General features: G+C 70.2%; 17 protein-coding genes and 3 pseudogenes. 10 read left to right on the top strand and 10 right to left on the bottom strand.

The genetic code is table 11. The features are described 5' to 3' along the window. Positions 1-106 precede the first annotated feature (106 nt). The gene (locus tag SGFS_RS15815; RefSeq protein ID WP_286250884.1) at positions 107-985 is read right to left on the bottom strand and encodes a Cgl0159 family (beta/alpha)8-fold protein; all 879 of its coding nucleotides are present in this window, start codon (positions 983-985) and stop codon (positions 107-109) included. Between the two features lie 191 nt (positions 986-1,176). Then, positions 1,177-2,154, bottom strand: a complete 978-nt coding sequence (iolC, locus tag SGFS_RS15810; protein WP_286250882.1) for a 5-dehydro-2-deoxygluconokinase — start codon at positions 2,152-2,154, stop codon at positions 1,177-1,179. Between the two features lie 330 nt (positions 2,155-2,484). Between iolC and SGFS_RS15805 the strand changes: the two genes are divergently transcribed. The 4 genes and pseudogenes from SGFS_RS15805 to SGFS_RS15790 all read left to right on the top strand — a co-directional run. Continuing rightward, a complete protein-coding gene (locus SGFS_RS15805) occupies positions 2,485-3,504 on the top strand; it encodes a sugar ABC transporter substrate-binding protein (protein WP_286250880.1) in 1,020 nt (339 codons plus the stop codon). A gap of 6 nt (positions 3,505-3,510) precedes the next feature. Continuing rightward, positions 3,511-4,587 carry an ABC transporter permease gene (locus SGFS_RS15800; protein ID WP_286250879.1) on the top strand — a complete coding sequence of 359 codons (1,077 nt, stop codon included), beginning with the start codon at positions 3,511-3,513 and terminating at the stop codon, positions 4,585-4,587. An 8-nt stretch (positions 4,588-4,595) separates the two neighbouring features. Continuing rightward, positions 4,596-5,546, top strand: coding sequence for an ATP-binding cassette domain-containing protein (locus SGFS_RS15795; RefSeq protein ID WP_286250877.1), 951 nt, complete (start codon positions 4,596-4,598; stop codon positions 5,544-5,546). A 218-nt stretch (positions 5,547-5,764) separates the two neighbouring features. Then, positions 5,765-6,460, top strand: a pseudogene (locus SGFS_RS15790) (Gfo/Idh/MocA family protein); the annotation flags it as partial. Between the two features lie 106 nt (positions 6,461-6,566). Here the strand turns inward: SGFS_RS15790 and tnpA are convergent. Next, on the bottom strand, positions 6,567-6,995 hold the full coding sequence (tnpA, locus tag SGFS_RS15785; RefSeq protein ID WP_286250875.1) for an IS200/IS605 family transposase: 429 nt from the start codon (positions 6,993-6,995) through the stop codon (positions 6,567-6,569). A gap of 104 nt (positions 6,996-7,099) precedes the next feature. On the opposite strand from tnpA, the gene SGFS_RS15780 reads away from it, so the two are divergent. Next, positions 7,100-8,341 carry an RNA-guided endonuclease InsQ/TnpB family protein gene (locus SGFS_RS15780; RefSeq protein ID WP_434028200.1) on the top strand — a complete coding sequence of 414 codons (1,242 nt, stop codon included), beginning with the start codon at positions 7,100-7,102 and terminating at the stop codon, positions 8,339-8,341. A 38-nt stretch (positions 8,342-8,379) separates the two neighbouring features. Beyond that, positions 8,380-8,704: pseudogene (locus SGFS_RS15775) on the top strand (inositol 2-dehydrogenase); the annotation flags it as partial. A 1,400-nt stretch (positions 8,705-10,104) separates the two neighbouring features. On the opposite strand, the gene SGFS_RS15770 reads toward SGFS_RS15775, so the two are convergent. Further along, complete coding sequence (locus tag SGFS_RS15770) at positions 10,105-10,278, bottom strand: hypothetical protein (protein WP_286250871.1); 174 nt, start codon at positions 10,276-10,278, stop codon at positions 10,105-10,107. 573 nt (positions 10,279-10,851) lie between these two features. Between SGFS_RS15770 and SGFS_RS15765 the strand changes: the two are divergent. Beyond that, positions 10,852-12,372, top strand: a pseudogene (locus SGFS_RS15765) (hypothetical protein). Here the strand turns inward: SGFS_RS15765 and SGFS_RS15760 are convergent. From SGFS_RS15760 to SGFS_RS15750, 3 genes are all read right to left on the bottom strand, one after another. Next, positions 12,318-13,859 (bottom strand): serine/threonine-protein kinase, encoded by a 1,542-nt coding sequence (locus SGFS_RS15760; RefSeq protein WP_286250869.1) that lies wholly within the window; start codon positions 13,857-13,859, stop codon positions 12,318-12,320. The pseudogene SGFS_RS15765 and the gene SGFS_RS15760 overlap by 55 nt on opposite strands. A 264-nt stretch (positions 13,860-14,123) precedes the next feature. Continuing rightward, positions 14,124-14,927, bottom strand: coding sequence for an SDR family NAD(P)-dependent oxidoreductase (locus tag SGFS_RS15755; protein ID WP_286250867.1), 804 nt, complete (start codon positions 14,925-14,927; stop codon positions 14,124-14,126). A 3-nt stretch (positions 14,928-14,930) separates the two neighbouring features. Continuing rightward, a complete protein-coding gene (locus tag SGFS_RS15750) occupies positions 14,931-15,515 on the bottom strand; it encodes an AMP-binding enzyme (RefSeq protein ID WP_286250866.1) in 585 nt (194 codons plus the stop codon). Between the two features lie 111 nt (positions 15,516-15,626). On the opposite strand from SGFS_RS15750, the gene SGFS_RS15745 reads away from it, so the two are divergent. Beyond that, positions 15,627-16,544, top strand: coding sequence for a LysR family transcriptional regulator (locus SGFS_RS15745; protein WP_286250864.1), 918 nt, complete (start codon positions 15,627-15,629; stop codon positions 16,542-16,544). A 255-nt stretch (positions 16,545-16,799) separates the two neighbouring features. Beyond that, positions 16,800-18,014: an MFS transporter gene (locus tag SGFS_RS15740; protein WP_286250862.1), complete on the top strand. Its 1,215-nt coding sequence runs from the start codon at positions 16,800-16,802 to the stop codon at positions 18,012-18,014. Positions 18,015-18,117: 103 nt separating this feature from the next. On the opposite strand, the gene SGFS_RS15735 is transcribed toward SGFS_RS15740, so the two are convergent. Further along, on the bottom strand, positions 18,118-19,629 hold the full coding sequence (locus tag SGFS_RS15735) for an alpha/beta hydrolase (protein WP_286250860.1): 1,512 nt from the start codon (positions 19,627-19,629) through the stop codon (positions 18,118-18,120). A 260-nt stretch (positions 19,630-19,889) separates the two neighbouring features. Here SGFS_RS15735 and SGFS_RS15730 point away from each other — a divergent pair, with 260 nt between their 5' ends. Then, complete coding sequence (locus SGFS_RS15730) at positions 19,890-22,121, top strand: ATP-binding SpoIIE family protein phosphatase (RefSeq protein WP_286250859.1); 2,232 nt, start codon at positions 19,890-19,892, stop codon at positions 22,119-22,121. A gap of 60 nt (positions 22,122-22,181) precedes the next feature. Here SGFS_RS15730 and SGFS_RS15725 read toward each other — a convergent pair whose 3' ends face one another. Together SGFS_RS15725 and SGFS_RS15720 are read right to left on the bottom strand one after the other, a co-directional pair. Continuing rightward, positions 22,182-22,427 (bottom strand): hypothetical protein, encoded by a 246-nt coding sequence (locus SGFS_RS15725; RefSeq protein WP_286250856.1) that lies wholly within the window; start codon positions 22,425-22,427, stop codon positions 22,182-22,184. 322 nt (positions 22,428-22,749) lie between these two features. After that, positions 22,750-24,378 (bottom strand): MFS transporter, encoded by a 1,629-nt coding sequence (locus SGFS_RS15720; protein WP_286250854.1) that lies wholly within the window; start codon positions 24,376-24,378, stop codon positions 22,750-22,752. Positions 24,379-24,438 lie beyond the last annotated feature (60 nt).

The following is a 24,438-nucleotide window of genomic DNA, read 5'->3' as shown; positions in this document are numbered from 1 at the left end:
TCTGGGATTTCGTGGGGTGGGAGGGAAGAGGAGAGGCGGGTGCGGGAAAGGTGCTTTTCCGCCTTGTCAAGACATACCCCGGAACCTTGTCACGACATGCCCCGGATCACAGCAGGCCGACCGCCGTGTCCACCGCCGTCTCCACACTGCCGTCGGCCGGGTAGAGCAGGGAGCGGCCCACGACCAGGCCCTGGACGGTGGGCAGTCGCAGCGCCTTGCGCCACTTCTCGTAGGCGCCGTCCTGGTCCTTGCCGACCTCGCCACCGAGCAGGACGGCGGGCAGGGTCGAGGTCTCCATGACCTCGGCCATGGCGTCGGGGTCGTCGGTGACCGGCAGTTTCAGCCAGGTGTAGGCGGAGGTGCCGCCGAGGCCGGAGGCGATGGCGATGGAACGGGTGACGGCCTCGGGGCTCAGGTCGTTGCGGACCTTGCCGTCGACGCGGCTGGAGAGAAACGGCTCGACGAACAGCGGCAGCCGGCGTGCCGCCATGTCGTCGACGGCTCTGGCCGTGGAGTACAGGGTGGTCAGGGAGCCGGGGTCGGAGTAGTCGATGCGGACGAGCAGTTTTCCGGCGTCGAAGCGGAGGCGTTCGATGTCCTCGGGGCGGTGGCCGGTGAAGCGGTCGTCCATCTCGAAGGAGGCGCCGGCGAGGCCGCCGCGGTTGAGGGAGCCCATGACGACCTTGTTCTCCAGGACGCCGAGGAGCAGAAGGTCCTCGAGGATGTCGGCGGTGGCGAGGACGCCGTCGACACCGGGGCGGGAGAGGGCGATGCAGAGGCGTTCGAGGAGGTCGGCCCGGTTGGCCATCGCGAGGCGGTGGTCGCCGACGCCGAGGGCGCCGCGGGCGGGGTGGTCGGCGGCGACGATCATCAGGCGGCCGGTGTCGCCGATGAGGGTGCGGCGGGTGCGGCGGGCTGCCGCCTCGGGGATGGCCTCCGGGTGGTGGGCGCGGAGTGTGGGGAGCTCGGGGATGGTGGTGGGCATGTGGGGGCTCCTGTGGTCTTCGTCGCGGGCGCGTGTGGGTGGTGCGGTGTCGTTTTTCGCCCCCGCCGCCCCTACCCGTCCCATCCCCCAGGGGCGGCTGCCCCTTCGACCCCGTCTGCCGCGCGGGAGAGCTCGGGTGGCCTGGGTGGGTTGGCGGGTGTGGGTTCGTCGTGGTTGCTCGCGCGGGATGGTCAGCCGCTGTGGAGCAGGGAGTCGACCTCTGCCTCCGTCGGCATCGCCGAGGAGCAGGCCAGGCGGGAGGCGACTATGGCCCCGGCGGCGTTGGCGTACCGCATGGTCTGTTCCAGGGGCCAGTCGCGGAGCAGCCCGTGGCAGAGGGAGCCCCCGAACGCGTCACCCGCGCCGAGGCCGTTGACGACCTCCACCGGCACCGGCGGCACCTCGGCGACCGTGCCGTCCCGGTGGACGGCGAGCACACCCTTGGGACCCTGTTTGACCACGGCCAGTTCCACCCCGGCCGCCAGCAGCGCCTCGGCGCAGGCCATCGGTTCGCGTACGCCCGTGGCCACCTCGCACTCGTCCACGTTGCCGACCGCGACGGTGGCGTGCCGGAGGGCCTCGGCGTAGTACGGACGGGCGCTCTCGGGGTCCGCCCAGAACATCGGACGCCAGTCGAGGTCGAAGACGGTGATGCCGGACCTGTCGCGGGCCTTGAGCGCGGCGAGTGTGGCCGAGCGGCTCGGCTCCTCGCTCAGGCCGGTGCCGGTGATCCAGAAGATGCGGGCCGCGCGGATGGCGAAGAAGTCCAGCTCGTCGGTGTGGATCTCCAGGTCGGGGGCCTTGGGCCGCCGGTAGAAGTAGAGCGGGAAGTCGTCCGGCGGGAAGATCTCGCAGAAAGTGATCGGTGTGGGGTACGCGTCGACGGGGGTGACGAAGCGGTCGTCCACACCGAAGTCCTTCAGGGCCTCGTGGAGGTAGCTGCCGAAGGGGTCGGCGCCGGTCCGGGTGATCACGGCGGTGGAGTTGCCGAGCCGGGCGGCCGCCACCGCGACGTTCGCGGCCGAACCGCCGAGGAACTTTCCGAACGACTCGACCCGCGCCAGCGGTACGCCGGTCTGCAGGGGGTAGAGGTCGACGCCGATGCGTCCCATGGTGATGAGATCGAAGGCGCCGACAGGCTCGGGGCGCGCGGACTCGGGCTGGGGCATGCGCGTCGCTCCTCAGGGTGGGGATGCGGGTCGCCGGCCGCCGGGGCTGTGGGGATGCGGGCGCCCGGGTCCGGATGTATCCCAGGTGTATGGCCCATAGTGAGTCCATGTCAAGAGTTTGTACTGACATTCGGACCTGCTCGTGAAATGATGTCTTAACAAAGTATTGACAGGCGGGTGTGCCAGGGGTTTGTATCCCGTCCCAACGAAGCAGCCAAATAGCTCTACCGGCACAATGATCCGGACTTCACACGTCCGGGCCCGCGCGGGCTTTTCGCCCGACGCTGTCCCGTTCCCTTTCCCCCTGTCGCACAGTGAGGTGCAGGAAAGATGGACCGCACGTTCCACCCCCGCTCACGCAGAATCGCGCCCATGGTCGCCGTGGCCGCCGCATCCGCTCTGCTGATAGCCGGATGCTCCAGCAGCTCCGGAGGCAAGGAGTCCGAGGAGAGCGGGGCAGCCGCCTCTGCGGGCAAGGCGAACACCCCCCGGATGACCGTCGCCCTGGTCACCCACCAGGCGCCCGGCGACACCTTCTGGGACATCGTCCGCAAGGGCGCCCAGGCGGCGGCCGACAAGGACAACATCAAGCTCGTCTACTCGGCCGACCCGAACGCGGGCAACCAGGCCAACCTCGTGCAGAACGCGATCGACCAGAAGGTCGACGGCATCGCCATCACCCTCGCCAAGCCGGACGCCATGAAGGACGTAGTGGCCAAGGCGAAGGCCGCCGGCATCCCCGTGGTCGGCCTCAACTCCGGTCTGAGCGACTGGCAGTCCCTCGGTCTGATGTCCTTCTTCGGCCAGGACGAGAGCGTGGCGGGCGAGGCGTTCGGCAAGAGGCTGAACGAAGTCGGCGCCAAGAAGGCCGTCTGTGTCGTGCAGGAGCAGGGCAACGTCGGCCTCACCCAGCGCTGCGACGGTGTGAAGAAGACCTTCAAGGGCGACACCGAGGTCCTCAACGTCAACGGCACCGACATGCCGTCCGTGAAGGCGACGATCACCGCCAAGCTCAAGCAGGACACCGCGATCGACTACGTCGTCGCGCTCGGCGCCCCGTACGCCCTGACCGCGGTCCAGTCGGTCGGGGACGCGGGCAGCAAGGCGAAGGTCGCCACGTTCGACCTGAACAAGGAGCTGACCGACTCGATCAAGAAGGGTGACATCCAGTTCGCGGTGGACCAGCAGCCGTATCTGCAGGGCTACCTGGCCGTGGACTCGCTGTGGCTCTACAAGAACAACGGCAACTACAGCGGCGGCGGCGAGGAAGCGGTGCTCACCGGCCCCGCCTTCGTCGACAAGGACAACGTCGACGCCATCGCCAAGTTCGCCGCGAAGGGCACCCGGTGATCTGAGATGACCCAAGCAACGGCACCGGCGGCGAGCTCCTCGCCGCCGGCTCCGCCGGCCGCCGCGCAGAAGGACGGCCGGACCGTGCAGCGCTCCGTCTGGCGCCGTCTGCTGGCCCGCCCCGAGGTCGGCGCGCTCATCGCCGCGATCGGCGTGTACGTCTTCTTCTTCTCGGTGGCCCCCTCCTTCCGTGAGGCAGGCTCGCTGGCGACGGTCCTCTACCAGGCCTCCGTCATGGGCATCATGGCGATCCCGGTGGCCCTGCTGATGATCGGCGGGGAGTTCGACCTGTCCGCCGGTGTCGCGGTCACCACCTCCGCGCTCACCGCGGCGATCCTGAGCTTCCAGCTGACGGTGAACGTGTGGACCGGCGTGTTCGTCGCGCTGATCGTGTCGTTGGCGGTCGGCGCGTTCAACGGCTGGCTGCTGATCAAGACCGGCCTGCCGAGCTTCCTGGTCACCCTGGGCTCGTTCCTGATCCTCCAGGGCTCCAACCTGGCCGTCACGAAGATCTTCACCGGCAACGTGGCGAGCGACTCCATCAGCGACATGGACGGCTTCGACCAGGCCAAGAGCGTCTTCGCCTCCGAAGTGTCCATCGGCGGCGTCGACTTCAAGGTCACCGTCTTCTACTGGCTGGCGTTCGCCGCGATCGCGACCTGGCTGCTGCTGCGCACCAGGTTCGGCAACTGGATCTTCGCCGTCGGCGGGAACAAGGACTCCGCCCGCGCGGTCGGTGTCCCGGTGAACTTCACGAAGATCGCCTTGTTCATGGGCGTCGGGGCCGGTGCCTGGTTCGTGGGCATGCACCTGCTGTTCTCGTTCAACACCGTGCAGTCCGGCGAGGGTGTGGGCAACGAGTTCCTGTACATCATCGCGGCGGTGATCGGCGGGTGTCTGCTGACCGGCGGCTACGGCTCGGCGGTCGGCCCGGTGATCGGTGCCTTCATCTTCGGCATGGTCTCCCAGGGCATCGTCTACGCGAACTGGAACCCCGACTGGTTCAAGGCCTTCCTCGGCGTGATGCTCCTGATCGCCGCCCTCGTCAACTTGTGGGTCCGCCACCAGGCCACCCGGAGGTGAACCGCCCCATGACCGACAGCAACGCATCCTCACCCGAGACGGCCACCGGCAACGACACCGGCCCCGGCAACGACACCAACCCTGTGAACGACGCGGCGCCCGCTTCGGGCAAGCCGGTCGTCGAACTGCGGGGCGCGGGCAAGGCGTACGGCAACATTCGCGCCCTGCACGGCGTGGACCTGAGCGTCCGCCCCGGCGAGGTCACCTGCGTCCTGGGTGACAACGGCGCCGGCAAGTCCACCCTCATCAAGATCATCTCCGGCCTGCATCAGCACACCGAGGGCGAGTTCCTCGTCGACGGCACCCCGGTCCGCTTCAACACCCCTCGCGAGGCCCTCGACTCGGGTATCGCCACCGTCTACCAGGACCTGGCCACCGTCCCCCTGATGCCGGTGTGGCGCAACTTCTTCCTCGGCTCCGAACTCACCAAGGGCCCCTGGCCCGTCCGCCGCCTCGACATCGAGACGATGAAGAAGACCGCGGACACCGAACTGCGCAACATGGGCATCGTCCTGGACGACCTCGACCAGCCCATCGGCACCCTCTCCGGCGGCCAGCGCCAGTGCGTCGCCATCGCCCGCGCCGTCCACTTCGGCGCCCGCGTCCTCATCCTCGACGAACCCACCGCCGCCCTCGGCGTCAAACAGTCCGGTGTCGTGCTGAAGTACATCGCCGCTGCCCGCGACCGCGGCCTCGGCGTCATCTTCATCACCCACAACCCCCACCACGCCTACATGGTCGGCGACCACTTCAGCGTCCTGCGCCTGGGCACGATGGAGCTGAGCGCCGCCCGCGACCAGGTCAGCCTCGAAGAACTCACCAACCACATGGCCGGCGGCACCGAACTCGCCGCGCTCAAACACGAACTGGCCCAGGTACGCGGCGTGGACGTCGAAGAACTCCCCGAAGAGGAAGACCTCACCGCCCCCGTCGCAGCCACAACCGACAAAGCCTCCTGACACGGTGGACAGGCAGACGAGGTAGACGAAGCAGACGCAGGGTCGCGGCCGTCCGATCGCCGGACGGCCCCGACGACGATGACGGCCGCTTCATCCGGACCCCGGTCCGCGATGAGGACGGCCGTTCGTCGTGAACCGACGGCCGTTCGTCATGACCCGACGGCCGAACGGCGAGGAGCAATGGCCGACCGACCAGCAAGGACCGAAGGGGGAACAGCATGACGCAGCGCGGAACGCTCGGAGTCGCCGTCATCGGGACCGGCCGCATGGGCGCGGACCATGTACGCAGGCTCGACCAGGTCATCAGCGGGGCGCGGGTGGCCGCCGTCGTGGACATCGACACCGAGCGGGCCGAGCGGCTCGCCGACGGCATCGACGGCTGCACCGCTTACCCAGACCCGGCCGCAGCCATGGCCGCGGCCGACGTGGACGCCGTACTCATCGCCTCGCCCGGCCCCGCCCACGAGGCGGCCCTGCTCACCGCCTTCGCACACGACCTGCCCGTCCTGTGCGAGAAGCCGCTCACCCCCGACTCGGCCTCCGCCCTGCGGGTCCTCGCGGCGGAGCGGCAACTGGGCCGGCGCCGCGTCCAGGTCGGCTTCATGCGGCGCTACGACGCCGAGTACATGAAGCTCAAGGCCCTGCTGGACAGCGGGCAGTTGGGCCGCCCGCTGATGCTGCACAACCGGCACCGCAACGCCTCAAGCCCGCCCGGCTTCACCACCGCCAACCTCGTCAACGACTCCGTGGCGCACGAGATCGACGTGACCCGCTGGCTGCTCGGCCAGGAGATCACGGCGGTGACGGTGCTGCGCCCGAGGCCGACCGAGAACGCGCCGGAGGGGCTGGCCGACCCCCAGCTCGTCCTCTTCGAGACGGACGGCGGGGCGATCGTGGACGTCGAGATCTACCTTTGATCTTGCGCTTCACGTGCCCCGTTCACGGGGGACGTGAAGCGCAGCCCGATGCTGCTCTGGCCTTGGTTTTGGGCACGGATCTGCGCTGTTGGCCTCAGCTAGATCACACGGGGCGCTGCTGGTTTTCGATGTACTGGCGTACGACGGTCAGCGATGCCCCGCCGCAGCTGCCGGCGAAGTACGAGCCGGACCAGAAATGGCCGCCCCACAGATACCGGCGGACATGTGCGTCGTACTCCTTGCTCAGGTACCGGGAGGAGACACCCTTCAGGGAGTTGACCAGCTTGGAGAGCTGGACCTTGGGTGGGTAGTGCACCAGCAGATGGACGTGGTCCTCTTCGCCGTTGAACTGCTTCAGCTCGGCCTGGAAGTCCTGGCAGACCTCTCGCATGATCTCCTCGCACCTGGTCAGCATCTCGCCTGTGAACGCCTTTTGCCGGTACTTGGTGAGGAACACCAAGTGGACATGCAGGCTGTGAATGACGTGACGACCCGTTCTAACATCAGGATTTGGATTCCATCGTGGTGACATGAACCAAATGGTAGAGTGATCGTGTGAGTACGGAACGTGTTCAGGAGAAGCGGCAGTTCGGGCACCGTGCCCGGCTGGCGCTGGCACCTGCGCAGATCCGGCTCATGGACGACCAGGCGCATGCGGCCCGCACCATGTGGAACTGCCTGCATGACTGGTGGTCGATGCTCCCCAAGGACAAGCGTTCCCTGGCCGTGGCCGACATCGCGATCCGCCAGGCCCGCAAGGAGATCGACTGGCTCGGCGTGCTCCCTGCCCAAGCCGCGCAGGCCGTGCTGAAGACGTACTTCCAGGCCTGGCGGAACTACTGGGACGGTCGCGCCGGCGCCCCGAACTTCAAGGCCCGCCTCCGCACGGTGATGTCCGTGGACATCCCGCAGGGCCGGGACCTGAACATCACCCGTGTGCACCGCCGCTGGGGAATGGTTAACATCCCCAAGATCGGCCGCGTTCGCTTCCGCTGGACGAAGGACCTCCCGGTCGGCAAGCACGCCACCACCGGCAACCGTGTCACCGGGGCCCGGCTGGTCAAGGACGCTCTCGGCTGGCACATCGCCTTCCGCGTCCAGGCCCTCGAAGTCGAGCCGGAGCCACACACCGGTCCGCAGGTCGGTATCGACGCCGGGGTGAACCTGCCCCTCGCCCTCTCGGACGGCAACCACCGCGACCATGGCCGCCCGTCCCGTCTCCTTGACGGGACGGCCGACCGTGACAAGTGGCTGAACCCGCAGGAGAAGGCCAAGCTGCTGGGCCTTGAACGACGCGCCGCCCAGCGTAAGCAGCACCGAGGGCGCGGGGAGAAGGCCTCCCGCCGCTTGCGGCACACCTACGACCAGATCAAGCAGCTCCGCGCAAAAGCCACGCGCCGCGCCGTTGACTGGCAGCACAAGACCACCACCAGCATTGCCACGCAGTACGGCACCATCGTGGTCGAACAGCTCAACATTAAGAACATGGTCAAGTCCGCCAAGGGCACCACCGAGGAACCCGGCCAGAACGTCGCCCAGAAGTCCGGCTTGAACCGCTCCATCAGCCAAGAGGCATGGGGCCGCACCGTGACGATGCTGACGTACAAGACCGCCCGTCAGGGCGGCGCCCTGCACAAGGTTCCTGCCCCCGGCACCTCCCTACGCTGCTCAGCATGTGGTTTCACCACACCGGGCAGCCGCGAGGACCAGGCCACGTTCGTGTGCAAGAACCTCGACTGCGGATGGTCCGGCAATGCAGACTGGAACGCAGCCCGGAACGTCTTGCATCTGTACCGGATGGGCCATGCGCTCACCCCGGCTGCCGGGAGGGCAGTCGTCAGGCGTCCCTGTGGCGTCAAGCCCGCCACCGCAAGGTAGGCAGGAATCTCCCTCGATTACGAGGAAGAGCACTTCAAGTCAACTGCGGCTTCGGCTACCAGGTCATGGCCGAGGCGGTCTGCGAACGCGGCACCGCCCGCGTCGGCGAACAACAGGGCCTCGCCACCGACATGGCGGGTCGCTGGGGCGGCACCATCGTCCAAGGCTACCTGTACCGCTTCGCCGACGCGTACGACCGCGAAGCCAGACCCGGGACGACACCACCCGCCACGGCGAGATCACCGGCCCCAGCAGGTGGGACGGCTACGCGGCGGCAGCCGTTGCGGAGGCGGGCATCCGGGCGCAGACGGGGGCGGCCAGGGCGAGGTGATGCTGATCGAGAGGCCCGCGCTGTACCGCTGACGAGGGCCAACCCTTGGCACCAGCGTTCATTCATATGCTCCGATGGCTCCCGAGCACCGACCGCCGTGTACCAGCCCGCCGTGGCTCCAGTGGGTGTCGACCGGTGGGTGAATAGCTCCGCGACGACTCGGCCCCGCGATCTGCTGTACGGCGAGAGCGTCCTCTGGCGGACTGCGGCCTGTGTCTCACGGCCTCCAGTACCTCAGCCGCAGGTCCGCGGGCGACTGTTCGTGCAACGCTGACCCAGGGGCCTTTCGGAGAGTCAACTTCGCTTTAATTCCTGCGAGTTGATCTATCCAGAGATGATCTTACGAACGGCTCTCGTCGCCGCGAGAGTTGAGAGGGCGGTATGAGGCCTGATGTCCGATTCTTCCTTTCGTGTGGGACAAGCGGGCAGGTCGCGGCGGCGAAGGACGGTTATGGCCGTGGCTGGGTGAACAAGCCTGGCTCGGTCTCGACCGGGATCCCGCGGTCGGTCAACCGCTTGAGCTTCAGGCGGATGTTGTTGATGTTGTTGGGCGCGACCGTGCGTGACATCTCTTCCTCTGGACCCTCAAGGTCCAGTGTCCAAGGTGTCCACGCTCAGGGGGAAAGGCCCACCACCCCCACACCTGACAACCGCCGAGTGATGGGATTCGGACTTGCCCCGAAGTGCTCCCGGGCAAGACCGTATCCAGATGTGCCGGATCAGCTTTGTGCCAGATCGCAAGCAAGCTGAGCGTGTCGGTTCCTGACGCCGATTTCAGTGAGCAGCTGGTGACACATCGACCAATATATAATTTCGTCCCCAGATGCACCTACTCTGCATGCTCGCCTGGAATCCGGCCCTATCCGGTAGCCTCGATCAGTCAGGTACTGCACGCAGTCGCTTGCATTGGCTTGCGCCGGAGCCGCCATCACCACCGTCCCGGCAACAATCGCGGTCGTCGCGAGACATGAGGCGGAGGCTCTTGCAAGCAGCATTCTCATGTTGGTCATGAAATGGCGCCTTTCGTTTCCAGACATTTCTTTCATCTCCACCCTCACGGTGGTGTGAGTTACTCGCAAAGCTACCCTGCAATAGATCAACTTCCGGCATGCAAACGGAAGTTGGCTTAAATGATCCGGTCAGCGGTGCATGGACGGCTACCCGGATTCAGCAACCGGACAGACCGAGATCTGGGGGCTGGACGGTAAGGTCGCTGCGCAGATCGATTACCGAGGCGAGGTGTCCCGGGCGAGGATCCGAACCATGCTGGTGAGCAGACAGGACGCGACGCAGTCAGCGCCGCTCGGACCTGGCAGCTCTAGTTCTTGATCGTCATGGCGGTGTCATGTGGTCGTGGCGGCGGTGACGTTGTTCCAGCGCCGGTGGCAGGCTTGCGCGATGGCCTGGTGACGGCGTCGCCAGGCGGACCAGTTCAGGACATGGCCGATGTCGTGGCGGAGGGAGGCAGGGCCGTTGCCCGCAGGATGGTCAGCAGCTCGCGTGCGCTGACCGGGACGAGGCTGACAGCAGTGGCGGTCGTCGCGGCGCGGGCGCGGGTGACAGCCAGGACGGCGGCGGCCAGGATGCCGATCAGGCTCCAGCGCATCCAGGAGTTCCAGCAGGTCGTCTGGCCCTGGTCGAGTCCGGTGGCGCCCTTGGCCAGCTGAAAGTCCTCCTCGACCCGCCATCTGGTGCAGATGATGTGTATGAGGCCGACGAGGGTGACGGGTCGGGTGGAGTGACAGCGGTAGAAGGAGAGTTCGCCTGAAGCGGTGTCGGCGCACGACCAGGACGGATGTCCCGTCGTCCTCGGTGTCGGGGGTGTCGTCGCTCTGGATGTCGGTCCAGGTCCAGTCGTAGTGGCGGTTGCCCTTCAGGCCGCGACCGGTGAGCATCCGCACCCACGCCCGCCGGGGCAGCCGTGCAGCCAGGGTGGTCGCGGTGAAGCGGCCACCCGGGGTGGTACCTGGTGATCGACGCGGACCGACAGGGCGTCGAAACTAAGCCGGCGAGCACTGCGGCGCAGTTCGCGCCCGCCGTAGACCTCGTCGCCGGCGAACCAGCGTGCACGCAGGCCCAGCTGTCGGGCTCGGGTGAGCATGGCGACGGCGAGCTCGGACTGGTGGCGAAGCCCACGCCGTCGGGGACGTGGGTTATATGCATATGTCCGGGGTGGAGTATGGCCCACGTTTCGAGCCTCGTGTCGGTCCCGGGGAGGATAGTCCATCTCTTCGTGGCCGGCTCCTTCACGCTGGCCCAATTGGCCCTCGTGCCACCGGAGATGGGGCTCGGGTGGGACGAGACGGTGTACGTCAGCCAGGTCAGCCCGCACGCGCCCGCCGCCTTCTTCAGCGCACCGCGCGCCCGTGGGGTCCCGCTGCTGGTCGCGCCCGTCGCTGCATGGTCGTCGTCCACCGTGCTGCTGCGCGTGTACCTGGCCCTGCTGGCCGGATTGGGCTTGTACCTTGCCCTGCGTGCCTGCCGGGGACTGTTCCTGGTACGGGTCCTCGCCCTAGCGGGTGCGCTGTTCACCACCCTCTGGGTGACTCTCTTCTACGGCCCGCAAGCCATGCCCAACTAATGGGTCGCGATCGGCGCCCTGATCTGCGTGGGTTGCTTCCTGCGGGCCCGGGCCGATCTCGGGGACCGGGGTGCGCTGTGGGGTGTAGCCGCCGGGGCCGCCATGATGGCCTGGATGCGGCCTGGCGACGCGGTGTGGGTGACCCTACCGCTGCTGGTCCTGTCGGCGGTCGTACGGCGATGGCGGAGCCCTCGGCTGTTCGTGGCATTGGCGGCGGGGCTCGGCACGGGGGCCGGGGCCTGGGTGTTCGAGTCGCATGCCTCCTACGGCGGTCTGGGGCAGCGTCTGTCCGATGCCTCCCGGATCCAGGGCGGGCGGGGCTGGAACTTCGCCGTCGACGACCAACTGCGCAGCCTCGTGGGACGTACCTTGTGCCGCCCCTGCACCGGAGATCTGCCACACGTGGCGGTCATGGCGTGGTGGTTCGCCCTGCCGGTGCTCGCCGGGTTGGGGCTGGCTGTCGCGATCAGGGCCGGTCGTGGTGCGCCGACGCTCGCGTTGCTGGCTTGCGCCGTGTCGGCCGCCGCCCCGTATCTCTTCCTCATCGGCTACGCTGCGCCGCGCTTCCTGCTGCCCGCCTACGCGCTGCTCGCGATTCCGGTCGGCGACGCGCTCGTCTGTCTGGTGACCGGGCCGAATGGGGCCTGGCGGCCGGTGGTTGGGACGGTGGTGGTGCTCGGGCTGGTCGGGCATGTGTCGGTGCAGTATGTGGTGCTGGCGCACACCGTCAAGGGGACCGTCGCCGTGCGGGATGGCTGGAGCCGTACGGTGATGGAGCTGAGTCGGTTGGGGGTGCGGCCGCCGTGCCTTCTCACCGGGCACAATGCCATTCCCATCGCGTTCTATGCCGGGTGCGCCTCCGCGCACACCAGCGGTAACAACGCCAACGTGACCCGTGAGGGGATTCTGCGTGGTGCTGAGCGCATGCCGGCGGCTGTGCTTGTGGCGCCGGGAGGTGGGCCGCCCGAGTTCGCGCGTGGGTGGCCGTCCCATGTGTTCGGGGAGCTGCGGGTGCATGTGGCGCCGGGGCGAGAAAGCCCTTGGCGTCCGCCCCCCGCAGTCGGTCAGGAGGCGCTCGTGATGAAGCCGTCTCTGACGCTGTCGAAGATGGGGCGGTAGGTGTCCCAGTCGGCGCTGGGAGCCGAGACGGAGATGTCGTACTCGCGTTCGCCCTCACGGCCGAAGCCGAGGTCGATGGAGCGGAATGCACGGGCCCGGCCCTGGAAGGTGAACTCCCAGATCGCCGCCGACTGCCCCCGGAAGGTGGTCTTCTGCATACGAAGCTTCCGGTACGTGTTGGGGTAGTTGACCTTCGTGTTCGCCTCGATGTCGGCGAGGTGGGCAATGGGGTGCGAGCCCGCAGGATCCACGACGCCGATCCTGATTTCGGCCAAGCGGGTCGGGTCGACGTAGGTGACCTGCTCAGCCGTCCGCCTGTTCGGCTTCCAGCTGTCCGGCACGGGGAAGGAGACCCCGAGGCTCTCCTCCGTGACCAGGTGGAAGCCGTCGGGGAGGGGGGAGGGGGAGTACGAGGGGGTCGCGGCACCCGTGTTCTGCCGGGCGGCGGAGTCGTTCGTGGTGTTGTCCGCCCGCAGGTAGAGCGTAGCCCCGACGACCGTGGCCACGACGGCGAGCGCGACGCCGAGCGGCACCAAAACCCGCTTGCTGCGCGCCGGGCCTTGTCTCCCCCATCGTCCGCGCCCCCGCCCCGCCTCCGGCGGCTCGGCGCCCGAACCCTTCACGGACGGCTTCGGCAGCGAGATCGTCGACACCCCGGACCGGACGGTCCGCAGGGCCTCCTCCGTCTGCTCCGCAGAGGGCCGCTCCTCGGGCTCCTTGGACAGCAGCGCCTCGACCAGCGGTTCCAGCGCGCCCCCCTGCTTCAGAGGCTCCAGGGGGTCCACCGCGATGGCGTACGCGGCCTCCATCGCGGTCAGGCGGCGGAACGGGGGCCGTCCCTCCACCGCCTGGTACAGCGTCGCGCCCAGCGCCCACAGGTCCGAGGCCGGGCCCGGCTTCTGGCCGCGGATGCGCTCGGGGGCCATGTAGTGGATGGAGCCGACCATCTCGCCGGTCTTGGTCAGCGTGGAGGCGTCGGCGGTCATCGCGATGCCGAAGTCGGTGAGGACGATCCGGCCGTCCGCGCCCAGCAGCACGTTCCCGGGCTTGACGTCACGGTGCAGTACGCCGGCGGCGTGGGCGGCGCGCAGCGCGGCGACCATGCCGAGGCCGATCCGGGCCGCCTCCTCCGGCGGCAGGGTCTGCCCGTCCTTGAGGAGATCGGCGAGCGTGGGCGCCGGGACGTACTCCATGACGATGCAGGGCCGCCCGTCGCCGTCCCCGTCGACGTCGTCCACGACATCGTGGACGACGATCACGTTCGGATGCGCGATACGGGCGGCGCTGCGGGCCTCGCGGCGCGTGCGCTCGTACAGCGTGGCCAGCTCGTCCGGGGAGAGGTGGGGCTGGACATGCAGTTGCTTCAGCGCGACCTGGCGGCCGAGGACCTCGTCCTCCGCGCGCCACACCGTACCCATGCCGCCCCGGCCGATCCGCTCCGTGAGCCGGTAGCGCCCGGCGACGAGCCGCCCTTCGTCCGACACCACGTGCCCTCCGCCAGCCCCGCCTGTGTTCGATTCGCCCGGCCACAATAACCGGCTTCGGGGCCTCGCCCGTGCGGGGTGGATCACTGTTGGCGGCGGCCGCGGCGGCGGCCGCGAAAGTCGGCTGTTCCACTTGAGCCGTCGGCACCGAATCCCGAAGCACGCCGAGAGCACGCTCCCCCACTCTCGGCTCCGCGCGAGCGGGAGGTACCCCCACGCCGCCGCGCGGCCGCCCTTCGGGCGGACGACGGGATGTGACGACAGGTCCTAGCGGGCGGTCCACCCCCCGTCCACGGTGAGGGTGGTGCCGGTGACGAAGCGTGCCGCGTCCGAGGCGAGGAACACCGCCGCGCCGCCCAGTTCCTCGACGGCACCCACCCGGCCCAGGGGAGTGCCGCCCACGATCCGTTCGCCCCAGCGGCTGGCCAGCAGGCCCGAGCTGAGGTCGGTGTGGAAGTAGCCGGGGGCGAGGGCGTTGACCCGTACACCACGGTCGGCCCACTCCACGGCCAGGGCCTTGGTGAGCGCCTCGACACCGCCCTTGCTGGCGGCGTACGCGGCGATCCGCTCGAAGCCGGTGCGCGCGTGCACGGACGAGACGTTGACGATCGAGCCGGAGCGCTGCGCCAGCATGACCTTCCCGGCCTCGCGGCAGCAGTAGAAGGTGCCCTGCAGATTGATGTCGAGCACCCGCTGCCAGTCCTCGTCATCGACGAACTCGCTGCGGGTGAAGTGCGGGCTGACCCCGGCGCAGTTGACGGCCACGTCCAGTCGTCCCGTCGTGCCGGTGATCCGCTCGACCATGGTCCGTACGGCGTCCGAGTCGGCGACGGAACCGGGAAGGACGAGGACCTTGCCGCCGTGCGCGGCGAGTTCGGCCTCCAGTTCCTCCAGGTCGGACGCCGTGCGGGCCGTCACCGCCACGGTCGCGCCGGCCTGGGAGAGGGCGACCGCGATCGCGCGGCCCAGTCCCTTGCCGGCGCCGGTCACCCAGGCGGTCTTGCCGTCCAGCCGGAGATCGCTGCTCACATCGGAGGCACGCGCCATCCCGGTTTCCTTTTCCTCGCTCATGTCTCAGCCCTCCGCCGGGATGGCGCGCAGGGTGCGCTTGAGGACCTTGCCCGAGGGGGTGCGGGGCAGTTCGTCGACGATGTCGAAGCGGACCGGCACCTTGAACTTGGCCAGCCGTGTCCGGCAGAACTCGCGTAGTTCGTCGGCTCCGGCGTTCTCGTCGGGGCGGAAGACGACGAAGGCCCGCGGGACCTCGCCCCAGCGGGGGTGCTGGAGGCCCACGACGGCGGCTTCCAGGATGGCGGGGTGCTCGTACAGCACGCGTTCGACCTCGGGTGTGGCGATGTTCTCGCCGCCGGAGACGATCATGTCCTTCTTGCGGTCGTCGATGTAGAGGAAGCCGTCCTCGTCGACTATGCGGACGCGGGTGTGCGGGACCGGGCGGCCGACCGAGCCGAGTTTGGTCAGGGCGTGTTCGCGGTCGAGGAAGGTGTCGCCGGAGACGGTCTCGGTCAGTCCGTAGGCGTCGGCGAACCAGGCGTTGGGGAGATCACGACGGCGGGGAAGGGGCTTGTCCGGGGCGGAGAAGGTGCCGAGGGCGAACGGTCCGGGGTAGGGCGCGGAAAGGGCCGCGGGTTTCACGAGCATGTCCTCCTGATGACATGCGACTAATCTGGCCCCGCATCTCGTAATCTGGGAAATAGATTCCGTGGATGCACGTCATCCACTGCGTTTATGTCCCTGCTGGGAGCGTGTGTCGTGAACCTGGCCAGCCTCGACCTCAACCTCGTCGTCGCCCTGCGCGCCCTCCTGGAGGAACGCAACGTCACCCGGGCCGGTCGGCGGATCGGCCTCAGCCAGCCCGCGATGAGCGCCGCCCTCGCCCGGCTGCGCCGCCACTTCGACGACGAACTGCTCTCCCGCGACGGCGGCCACTACGAGCTGACGGCGCTGGGCCAGGTCCTTCTTGACCGCACCTCCACCGCCTGTGACCTCCTGGAACGCGTCTTCTCCAGCCAGGCCGCCTTCGACCCGGCGGTGGAGACCCGCGAGTTCACGATCGTGACCTCCGACTACGCGGTGACCGTCTTCGGCACCGAGCTCGCCCGCGCGATCCATGAGGAGGCGCCGGGTATCCGGCTGCGCTTCGACCAGACCCCGGCCGGGATCGTCGAGAAGGCCGGCACGGTGCTGAGCACGACCGACGGACTGCTCATGCCGCACGGCATCATCAGCGGGTTCCCCGCCACCGACCTGTACCAGGACAGCTGGGTCTTCCTCGTCGCCGAGGACAACGACGAGGTCGGGGACCAGCTCACGCGGGACGATCTGGCGCGCCTGCCGTGGGTGACGTACCGGCGGACGTACGACGCGCCGGCCGTTCGGCAGCTCGGGATGCTCGGGGTCGAGGCGCGGGTGGAGGTGTCGGTGGACAGCTTCCACGTACTCCCGTTCATGGTCGCCGGCACGCGACGTATCGCCCTGGTCCAGGAGCTTCTCGCGGAGCGGCTGCGGGGGGCGGCGCCTGTGCGGATCATGAGGCCGCCGTATGACGCGGTGCCGCTGCAGGAGGCGTTGTGGTGGCATCCCGTGCATACGCATGACGCGGCGCACATGTGGCTGCGGGAGGTGGCGGGGAGGGTGGGGGCGGGGGTGGCCGCGGCGGCGAAGGGGTGACTTCTCCGCCCTCGGCGAGGGAAAGGCCTGGTCGGACGCGGAGTGGCGCGGCGGTATCCACCCGGTGGATCCGCGCGATCCGGTACTTCGATCACGCGGAGGCTAGGCGCCGGGCCCGCCCTGGCCCATAGTCGGGGCAGTCCCCGGCGCCCACCGCTCGGGCCCGGGACATCCCTCGGGTGCACCGGTGCCCACCACCCGGCACCGACCACCCGGCAGGAACACCCCACCCACCACCGCCCGTGGAGCTTTCGCATGCCCCTGCCCACCGCCCCGGCACCCACCACACCCGCCCGTCACCACGACGGCAGCCGCCCGCGCGCCGCACTCCTCATGGCCGGCAGCTGCCTGCCCGTCCTCGGCGCCGTCCTGATCGCCCCCGTACTGCCGAGAATGCAGGACCACTTCTCCTCGGTCCCCGGCGCCAAGACCCTCGTCCCCGTCGTCCTGACCGTCCCCGCGCTCGCCCTCGCCCTGCTCGCCCCGTTCGCCGGCGTCATCGTCGACCGCCTCGGCCGCAAACGCCTGCTGGTCGTCGCGACCGCCCTGTACGCCGTGTTCGGCACCGCCCCGCTCTGGCTGGACTCGCTCGGCGCGATCGTGGCCAGCCGCGTGCTGGTCGGCATCGTCGAGGCAGCCATCATGACCTGCTGCACCACCCTGATCGGCGACTACTACACGGGCCGCGTCCGGGACCGCTATCTCGCCCTGCAGACCATGTGCGCCTCGGCCTCCGCCACCGCGTTCTTCGCCCTCGGCGGCGCCCTCGGCTCGGCAGGCTGGCGCGCACCCTTCTGGATCTACGCCGTCGGCCTGCTGCTGGCACCCGCCATGGCCGCCGCCCTGCCCAAGCCCGCCCCGGACGCGGCCAAAACCCAACTCGCAGAGGACAAGCAGCCGTTCCCCCTCCGGCGACTCGCCGGCATCTGCGCCCTCACCGTCTTCGGAGCCATGGTCTTCTACACCGTGCCCGTGGAGATGGCGTACCTGATGGACGACCTGGGCGTGACCTCCACCGGGTTCATCGGCCTCGCGACCGCCCTGGCCAGCGCCGCCACCGTCGCCGGATCGATCGCCTTCACCAAGCTGCCGGGCGGGCCGGAGGGCCGGCTGCCGCTCGTCTTCGCCCTGTGCGGGGCCGGATTCGTGGTGATGGCCCTGTCGGGCAGCCCGGCGCTGCTGGTCGTGGGCGGTGTGCTCAACTGCCTCGGCACGGGTGTCCTGCTGCCGTCCCTCCTCACCACGGCCATGGCCAAGCTGGACTACGCCGACCGCGGCCGCGGCACCGGCCTGTGGACGGCGGCGTTCTTCGCGGGCGAGTTCATCTGCCCGCTCGTCCTCATCGGCGCCGAGACCGCGGTCGGCAGCCTCGCCGCCGCCGTGGGCCTGCTGGGCCTCGCCTCCGCCCTGGTCGCGGTCGGCCTGCTGCTCAAGGCACGGCGGGTGACGGTCGCGGAGGAGAACGCCTGACGCACCCACCCCCACGCCCACTCCGCCACGCCGTCAGTCCGCCCCCGCCGACACCCGCAACCCCGCCGACACCCACCCCGGCGGCTCGTAGGGAGCCGCTCCCTCAGCGGCAGGTGACATCGCGGGCAGGCAGCCGGCCCCCGGTCAGATACGTGTCCACCGTGCGGGTCACACAGGTGGGCGCCCCAGGGAAGCCGTAGACGGCGTGGCCCCGGCCGCCCGCGACGTACACCAGACGTGAACCGTGCAGGGCGCGATGCATGGCCCGGCCTTCGGGCAACGGGGTCTGGGAGTCCCACTGGTTGTGCACCAGCAGGGCCGGGACCCTGTTGTCGACGCGGGTCGCCGGTTCCGAGCCGCGCGGCCAGAAGGCGCACGGCGTGATGTTCGACGCGAAGTCGCCGTACACCGGGTACCGGGCGCCGTCCCGGACCGCGTCGTGCCGGTAGCGCGCCGGGTCGCCGGGCCAGGACGCCGAGGCGTCACCGCAGACGACGGCCCAGTTGAGCGCGGTGACATTGTCGTCCGTGGCCTCCGCCGGGCCGGTCGGCGCCGGGTCCGGGCGGGTGGCCCGGGCCTTCCGCAGGGCCACGATCTCGCGGGCCGCGAGCTCGGGGTCGGTGAAGAACTCAGGCCGCAGCCACTCCCGGATGTCGGCGCCGGTCAGGGCCCGCCCCCGCTGCTCCTCGTCGGCGCCCTCGTACCGCAGCGGCGTACGGTCGGCACGCGCGACCAACCGGAAGAACGCGGCCCGGACCTTCGCGGGCGTGTCGCCCAGGTGGTAGGTGCCGTCCTTGCGGGCGATGCGGCGGCTCCAGTCCCGGAACGCGGGCTCGGCCCCCGTGGCCATGGCCCGGACCGTTCCCCGGCCGAAGGGACCGGGATCGGGCGAGCTGTCGAGGACGACGCGGTCGCCGCGCGCCGGGAACATCTGCGTGTAGACGGAACCGAGATAGGCGCCGTAGGACCAGCCGACGTACGAGATCCGCCGCTCGCCCAGCACTCCCCTCAGGACATCCATGTCGCGGGCGGTGTTCCGGGTGTTGATGTACGGCAGCAGCCGGGCTCCGCCACGGGCGGCGCACTTGGTGGCGACGGCACGGGCCCGCGCGGTGTCCTCGGCGAACGCGGCGGCACGGTAGGGGCGGTACGGGGCCAGCTCGTCCTCGGTGAGGCCGCAGCGAAGGGGGCTGCTGGTGGCGAGGCCGCGCGGGTCGAAGCCGATCAGGTCGTAGCGGTCCAGGACGCTCCTGGCGAGCGTGTCCCTCATCTGCAACGGGTCGCCCAGGGCCGCCGTACCGGGGCCGCCGGGGTTGGACAGCAGTACACCGCGCCGCTTGGCGGGCACGCTCGTCCGTATCCGCGAGATCCGCAGCTTCAGCGTCCGGCCCTCGGGGCGGGCGTAGTCGAGGGGCACGGTGATCGTGGCGCACCGGTACGAGGCGGGGGAGTGCGGCTCGCAGCGGCGCCAGGCGGGCCGCTGGCCGTAGTAGCGGGAGAGTGCGGAGGCGTGGTCCGACGCCGTCGCCGGGCGGTCCACGCCCTGCGCGGCGGGCACGCAGAAGGCCGCGAGCAGTCCGCCCGCGGCCAGCGCCGCCTTGAGTGCCGTACGCATGGAAGCGCTCATTCCTTCCGGGAGGGGGTTCCGCCGACGGAACGCCGGTCGGCGGGGGAGTGCCGACCGGCGTACGGCGGCCGACATGGGGGGCTGACCACCGCGCACCCACTCTCGGCCCCGCAACCCACCGTCCGCCTCGGCCGAAAGGCCGGGAAACCGGCGGCCACGGCACCCGCGAACCAGCCGAACGGCCGAGTCCTTTCGTTCCCGAGCCGAGCCGTGATGCGCGTGCTCAGGCGCGGCGTAACGTCGGGAGTGTGGACTTCACGGTCGTCGACGGTCTGGTGGCCCGGGCCGCGCGGGAGCTGGGGCGTCGCGCGGACCGGCTGATCGCCGACGTGGAGCTGCTGCTCCGCCGTGACCTGCCCGAACTGTGGGAGAACCCCGACATCATGGCGTCGGAGAACGTCGCCGAGCACGTCTTCACCGTGCTGTCCGGCCTCGAGCGCGGCATCACCCCGGAGCGGATCGAGGCGCCGCCCGAAGAGGTGCGGCGCGTGCGGCTGTTCGCCCGCCACGGCACACCCATCAGCACGATGCTGCGGGCCTTCCGACTCGGGGAGAGCGTCGTCCTCGACCGGCTGCTCGCGGTGTTGCCCCGGCTGACCGACGACGCCGAGCTGATCAGCGCGGCCTCCCGCAGGCTGGTCACGACGGCCACCGCGTACATCGACCGCACGTCGGAGCAGGGCGTCGTCGCGTTCCAGGAGGAGCGGGACCGCCGACTGCGTCGGCGGCTGTCGATGGTCAGCGAGGCGAGCGTACGCATCGGGACGACCCTCGACATCGACCGCACCACCCAGGAACTGGCCGACTTCGCCACCGGGCACGCGGGGTACGCGGGGTACGACGGGCCCACCGGACACGCGGGGCGCGACGGGCAAGCGGGTCACGCCGGGGACCCCGAGCGCACCGGCCGGCCACGGCACCCCGACCCCTTCGCCGACCTCGTCACCGTCGACCTGCTCGACGCCACGCCACGCGGCCCCGACACCCCGGCGCACGCCCCGCTCGCCCTGCGCCGCTGTGCCCAGCGGTGGGCGTCGGCCGCCGACCCGGCCGCCGCGACGATCGAACCCCGGCAGCCCCACGTCTTCCCGGACGGATCACCACCGGCCCGCGCCCTGGCCACGGGCGGCCCCTCCCGCCACCACGATCCCACCGACGGCAGCCACTCCACGCTGGTCGTGCCGCTGCACGCCCGGGGCGCCACGCTGGGCGTCGCGCAGTTCTCCCGGCACCGCAACCCCGAACCCTACGACGACGAGGATCTGCTCCTCGCCCAGGAGATCGCGGCCCGGGCGGCGGTGGCCGTCGACAACGCCCGTCGCTACACACACGCCCGCGCCACCGCCCTCACCCTCCAGCGCAGCCTGCTCCAGCAGCAGATCCCCCGGCAGTCCGCCGTCGAGGTCGCCTGCCGCTATCTGCCGACCGAGGCGGAGACCGGGGTGGGCGGCGACTGGTACGACGTCATCCCGCTCTCCGGCGCCCGCGTCGCCCTGGTCGTCGGTGACGTCGTCGGCCACGGCATCCACGCCGCCGCCACCATGGGTCGGCTACGGACCGCCGTACGCACCCTGGCCGACATCGACCTGCCGCCCGACGAACTCCTCACCCACCTCGACGACGTGGTGATCCGCCTGGCCGCCGAGGCCGCGTCGCCCGACCCCCGAGCCGACCCCGGCCCGCCGACGGGCACGGAACCCCCTGGTGTCATCGGCGCCACCTGCCTCTACGCCGTCTACGACCCGGTCTCCCGCCGCTGCACCCTCGCCCGCGCGGGCCATGTGCCGCCCGCCCTGGTGATCCGGGGCGGGACCGCCGAGCAGCTCGATCTGCCACCGGGGCCGCCGCTGGGCCTGGGCGGGTCGCCGTTCGAGGCGGTGGAGGCGGTCCTGCCCGAGGGCAGCCTCCTCGCCCTGTGCACCGACGGCCTCCTCGAAGCCCACGACCACGACCTCGACACCGGCCTCACGCTGCTGTGCGAGGCCCTCGCCCGGCCCGCGGATTCCCTGGAGGCCACCTGCGACACCGTGCTCGAATCCCTGCTGCCCACCCGCCCCGACGACGACGTGGCCCTCCTGCTGGCCCGCACCCGCGCCCTGGGCGCAAGCCAGGTCGCCACCTGGGACGTGGCGACCGACCCGGCCGCCGTCGCCGGGGCCCGGGCCGACGTCGCCCGGCAGCTCACCGAGTGGGGACTGGAGGAACTCGACTTCACCGCCGAGCTGGTGGTCAGCGAACTGGTCACCAACGCCATCCGCTACGGCCGGCCGCCGATCAGGCTGCGCCTCATCCACGACGGCACCCTGCTGTGCGAGGTCTCCGACGACAGCAACACCACCCCGCACCAGCGCCGCGCCCGGGTCTACGACGAGGGCGGACGCGGCCTGTTCCTGGTCGCCCAGCTCGCCGAGCACTGGGGAACCCGCCACGCCCGCCACGGCAAGACGGTCTGGGCCGAGCTGAGTAACTCGGCGGCGTGATCCGGCCTTCCGGCCTTCCGGCCTTCCGGCCTTCCGGCCTTCCGGCCTTCAGCCGGAGCGTCAGGCGCGCGGGATCCGGGCCAGGGCGTTGGCGCGTTCCATCTTCAGCCGCTCGGCGGTGGTGAACGTCTCGTTCAGCTGGGGAGCCGGTGAGACAGCGGAAGCCGGGCCCGGCCGCGTCGCCCGGCGTAAGTCCCGCACACGGACGGGCCTGATCGAGGCGGCCCGGCACAACTCCTCGACATCAAGCCGAATCTGCCCGCCGACCGGGCCACCGACCGTCTCGCCGCCAACCTCCTGCGCCATGTTCGGCCTGCCACCGGAGGAGGCCCGGCACCTGGCGACGCGCCGGGGGAGGGGAGGGAGCCGGTGTGCGGTGGCGGTCCGCGCGAGGACCGGGCGGGGGCGGCCGTCGGTTCCCGGTCGGCTGCCCGCGCCTGCCCGGTCCCGTGCCGTGGTCCTGCGAGACCCGGCGGGACGGAGGACGGTGCCGGGCGTCCCCTCCCGGCACCGTCCGGGGTCGTGCGCCGCTCAGGCACGATCCCTGGTGGGCCGTGCGCCGCTCAGGCACGACCCGCTCTGGGGGTGGAGGAGTCCGGACGGGCGTCCGGCCGACCTCCGTGAGGGCTCAGGCGGCGCCCGCGCCCTCTTTCAGCTTCTGCGCCTCGAGCGTCTCCGGCACCGGCTCCGCCTCCGGCTCGGGCTTGTCGGCCTTGCGGCGCCCGGGGAGGATCACGAGGACGACGATCGTGCCGACGGTCATGATGACGCCGCCGATGAGGCTGGTGTGGGCGACACCGTGGGCGAAGGCCTGGTGGACGGCGTCGACAAGGGCCTGCGCCTGCTGGGCACCGCCGGCCGGGTTCTTCGCGACCTCCTGGGCGACGGCGAGCCCGGCGCCCGCCGACTCCTGCGCCGTGTGCAGGGCGTCCGCCGGCAACTGGGCGCCCACCAGGTCGGTCAGCTTGTCCTTGTACGCGGTGCTCAGCAGCGAGCCCAGCAGCGCGATACCGAGGGAGCCGCCGAGCTCCAGCGAGGTGTCGTTGGCGCCGCCGCCCACGCCCAGCTCCGACTCGGGGAAGGTGTCCATGATGGTGTCGGTGGCCGGCGAGACGCTCAGACCGATCGCGAAGCCGAGCATCAGCATCGTGGGCAGGAAGCCGCCGTACGTCGAGCCCGACTCGATCCGGGTGAGCAGGAGGACTGCCGTCGCGCCGATCGCCATGCCGGTGACCACCATCGGCTTCACGCCCAGCTTCGGGGTCAGCTTCCCGGTGATCGCGGCACCGACGAACACGGCTCCGGCCAGCGGCACCAGCCGTATGCCGGTCTCCAGGGCGTCGTAGCCGAGGATGAACTGCAGGAACTGGGTGGAGTAGTAGATCGCGCCGAACGTGCCGAAGAAGAAGAACAGCACCGCGATCATCGAGCCGCTGAAGGGGCGCAGCAGGAACTTGCGGACGTCCAGCATGGGGTGCGGGTGGCGCAGCTCCCACAGGACGAAGGCGAGCAGGCCCACACCGGCGACGACGGCCGCGGTGACCGGGCCCTTGCCCCAGCCGAAGTGCGGGCCCTCGATGATCGCGTAGACCAGGGAGCCCACGGAGACGATGGAGAGCAGCCCGCCGACGTAGTCGATTCGGCCCATGCCCTCCGCCTTGGACGGCGGTACGAGGAAGAACGCGCCGACGACGGCCACGAGCGCGATGGGCACGTTGATCAGGAACGTCGAGCCCCAGGCGTGGTCCTCCAGCAGCCGGCCCGCCAGCAGCGGTCCGGCTGCTATCGCGAGGCCGGAGGTGGCGGTCCAGGCGGTGATGGCCTTGGTCCGCTCGCGCCTGGGGAAGGTGGCGACCAGCAGGGAGAGCGTGGCGGGCATGACGACGGCCGCGCCGACGCCCATGATCGCCCGGGCCGTGATGACCAGGTTCGTCTCGTCGACCAGGCTGCCCATCACGGAACCGCCCGCGAAGACCAGCAGACCGGCGACGAGCGCGCCACGGCGGCTGTACTTGTCGCCGACCGCGCCCAGCACCAGCATCAGCGCCGCGTACGGGACGGTGTAGCCGTCGATGACCCATTGGAGGTCACTGCTGGACAGGCCCAGATCCGTGGTCATGTCCGGGGCGGCCACGATCAGCGAGGTGTTCGCCATGACCACGATCAGCAGGCTCAGGCACAGCACCAGCAGCGCCCACCAGCGCCGCCGGTACGGGCCCGTCATCTTCTCGACGGGGGTGTTCGCGAGGAGGGACATCGGAAGCTCCTAGAGGGAAGCGGCAGCTTCGGAGCAGTTATTTGCTCACTGATGTGCAGA

It is taken from the genome of Streptomyces graminofaciens, from assembly GCF_030294945.1.
GTDB lineage: Bacteria > Actinomycetota > Actinomycetes > Streptomycetales > Streptomycetaceae > Streptomyces > Streptomyces graminofaciens.
Note: the sequence above shows the minus strand (reverse complement) of the source record. Positions and strands in the feature narration are given on the sequence as shown.

What these genes read in the sequence shown, in the direction of transcription:
- SGFS_RS15815 (WP_286250884.1), bottom strand. Translation starts at nt 985, where the DNA reads ATGCCCACCACCATCCCCGAGCTCCCCACACTCCGCGCCCACCACCCG.
- iolC (WP_286250882.1), bottom strand. Translation starts at nt 2,154, where the DNA reads ATGCCCCAGCCCGAGTCCGCGCGCCCCGAGCCTGTCGGCGCCTTCGAT.
- SGFS_RS15805 (WP_286250880.1), top strand. Translation starts at nt 2,485, where the DNA reads ATGGACCGCACGTTCCACCCCCGCTCACGCAGAATCGCGCCCATGGTC.
- SGFS_RS15800 (WP_286250879.1), top strand. Translation starts at nt 3,511, where the DNA reads ATGACCCAAGCAACGGCACCGGCGGCGAGCTCCTCGCCGCCGGCTCCG.
- SGFS_RS15795 (WP_286250877.1), top strand. Translation starts at nt 4,596, where the DNA reads ATGACCGACAGCAACGCATCCTCACCCGAGACGGCCACCGGCAACGAC.
- tnpA (WP_286250875.1), bottom strand. Translation starts at nt 6,995, where the DNA reads ATGTCACCACGATGGAATCCAAATCCTGATGTTAGAACGGGTCGTCAC.
- SGFS_RS15780 (WP_434028200.1), top strand. Translation starts at nt 7,100, where the DNA reads ATGGACGACCAGGCGCATGCGGCCCGCACCATGTGGAACTGCCTGCAT.
- SGFS_RS15770 (WP_286250871.1), bottom strand. Translation starts at nt 10,278, where the DNA reads ATGCGCTGGAGCCTGATCGGCATCCTGGCCGCCGCCGTCCTGGCTGTC.
- SGFS_RS15755 (WP_286250867.1), bottom strand. Translation starts at nt 14,927, where the DNA reads ATGAGCGAGGAAAAGGAAACCGGGATGGCGCGTGCCTCCGATGTGAGC.
- SGFS_RS15750 (WP_286250866.1), bottom strand. Translation starts at nt 15,515, where the DNA reads ATGCTCGTGAAACCCGCGGCCCTTTCCGCGCCCTACCCCGGACCGTTC.
- SGFS_RS15740 (WP_286250862.1), top strand. Translation starts at nt 16,800, where the DNA reads ATGCCCCTGCCCACCGCCCCGGCACCCACCACACCCGCCCGTCACCAC.
- SGFS_RS15735 (WP_286250860.1), bottom strand. Translation starts at nt 19,629, where the DNA reads ATGCGTACGGCACTCAAGGCGGCGCTGGCCGCGGGCGGACTGCTCGCG.
- SGFS_RS15725 (WP_286250856.1), bottom strand. Translation starts at nt 22,427, where the DNA reads ATGGCGCAGGAGGTTGGCGGCGAGACGGTCGGTGGCCCGGTCGGCGGG.
- SGFS_RS15720 (WP_286250854.1), bottom strand. Translation starts at nt 24,378, where the DNA reads ATGTCCCTCCTCGCGAACACCCCCGTCGAGAAGATGACGGGCCCGTAC.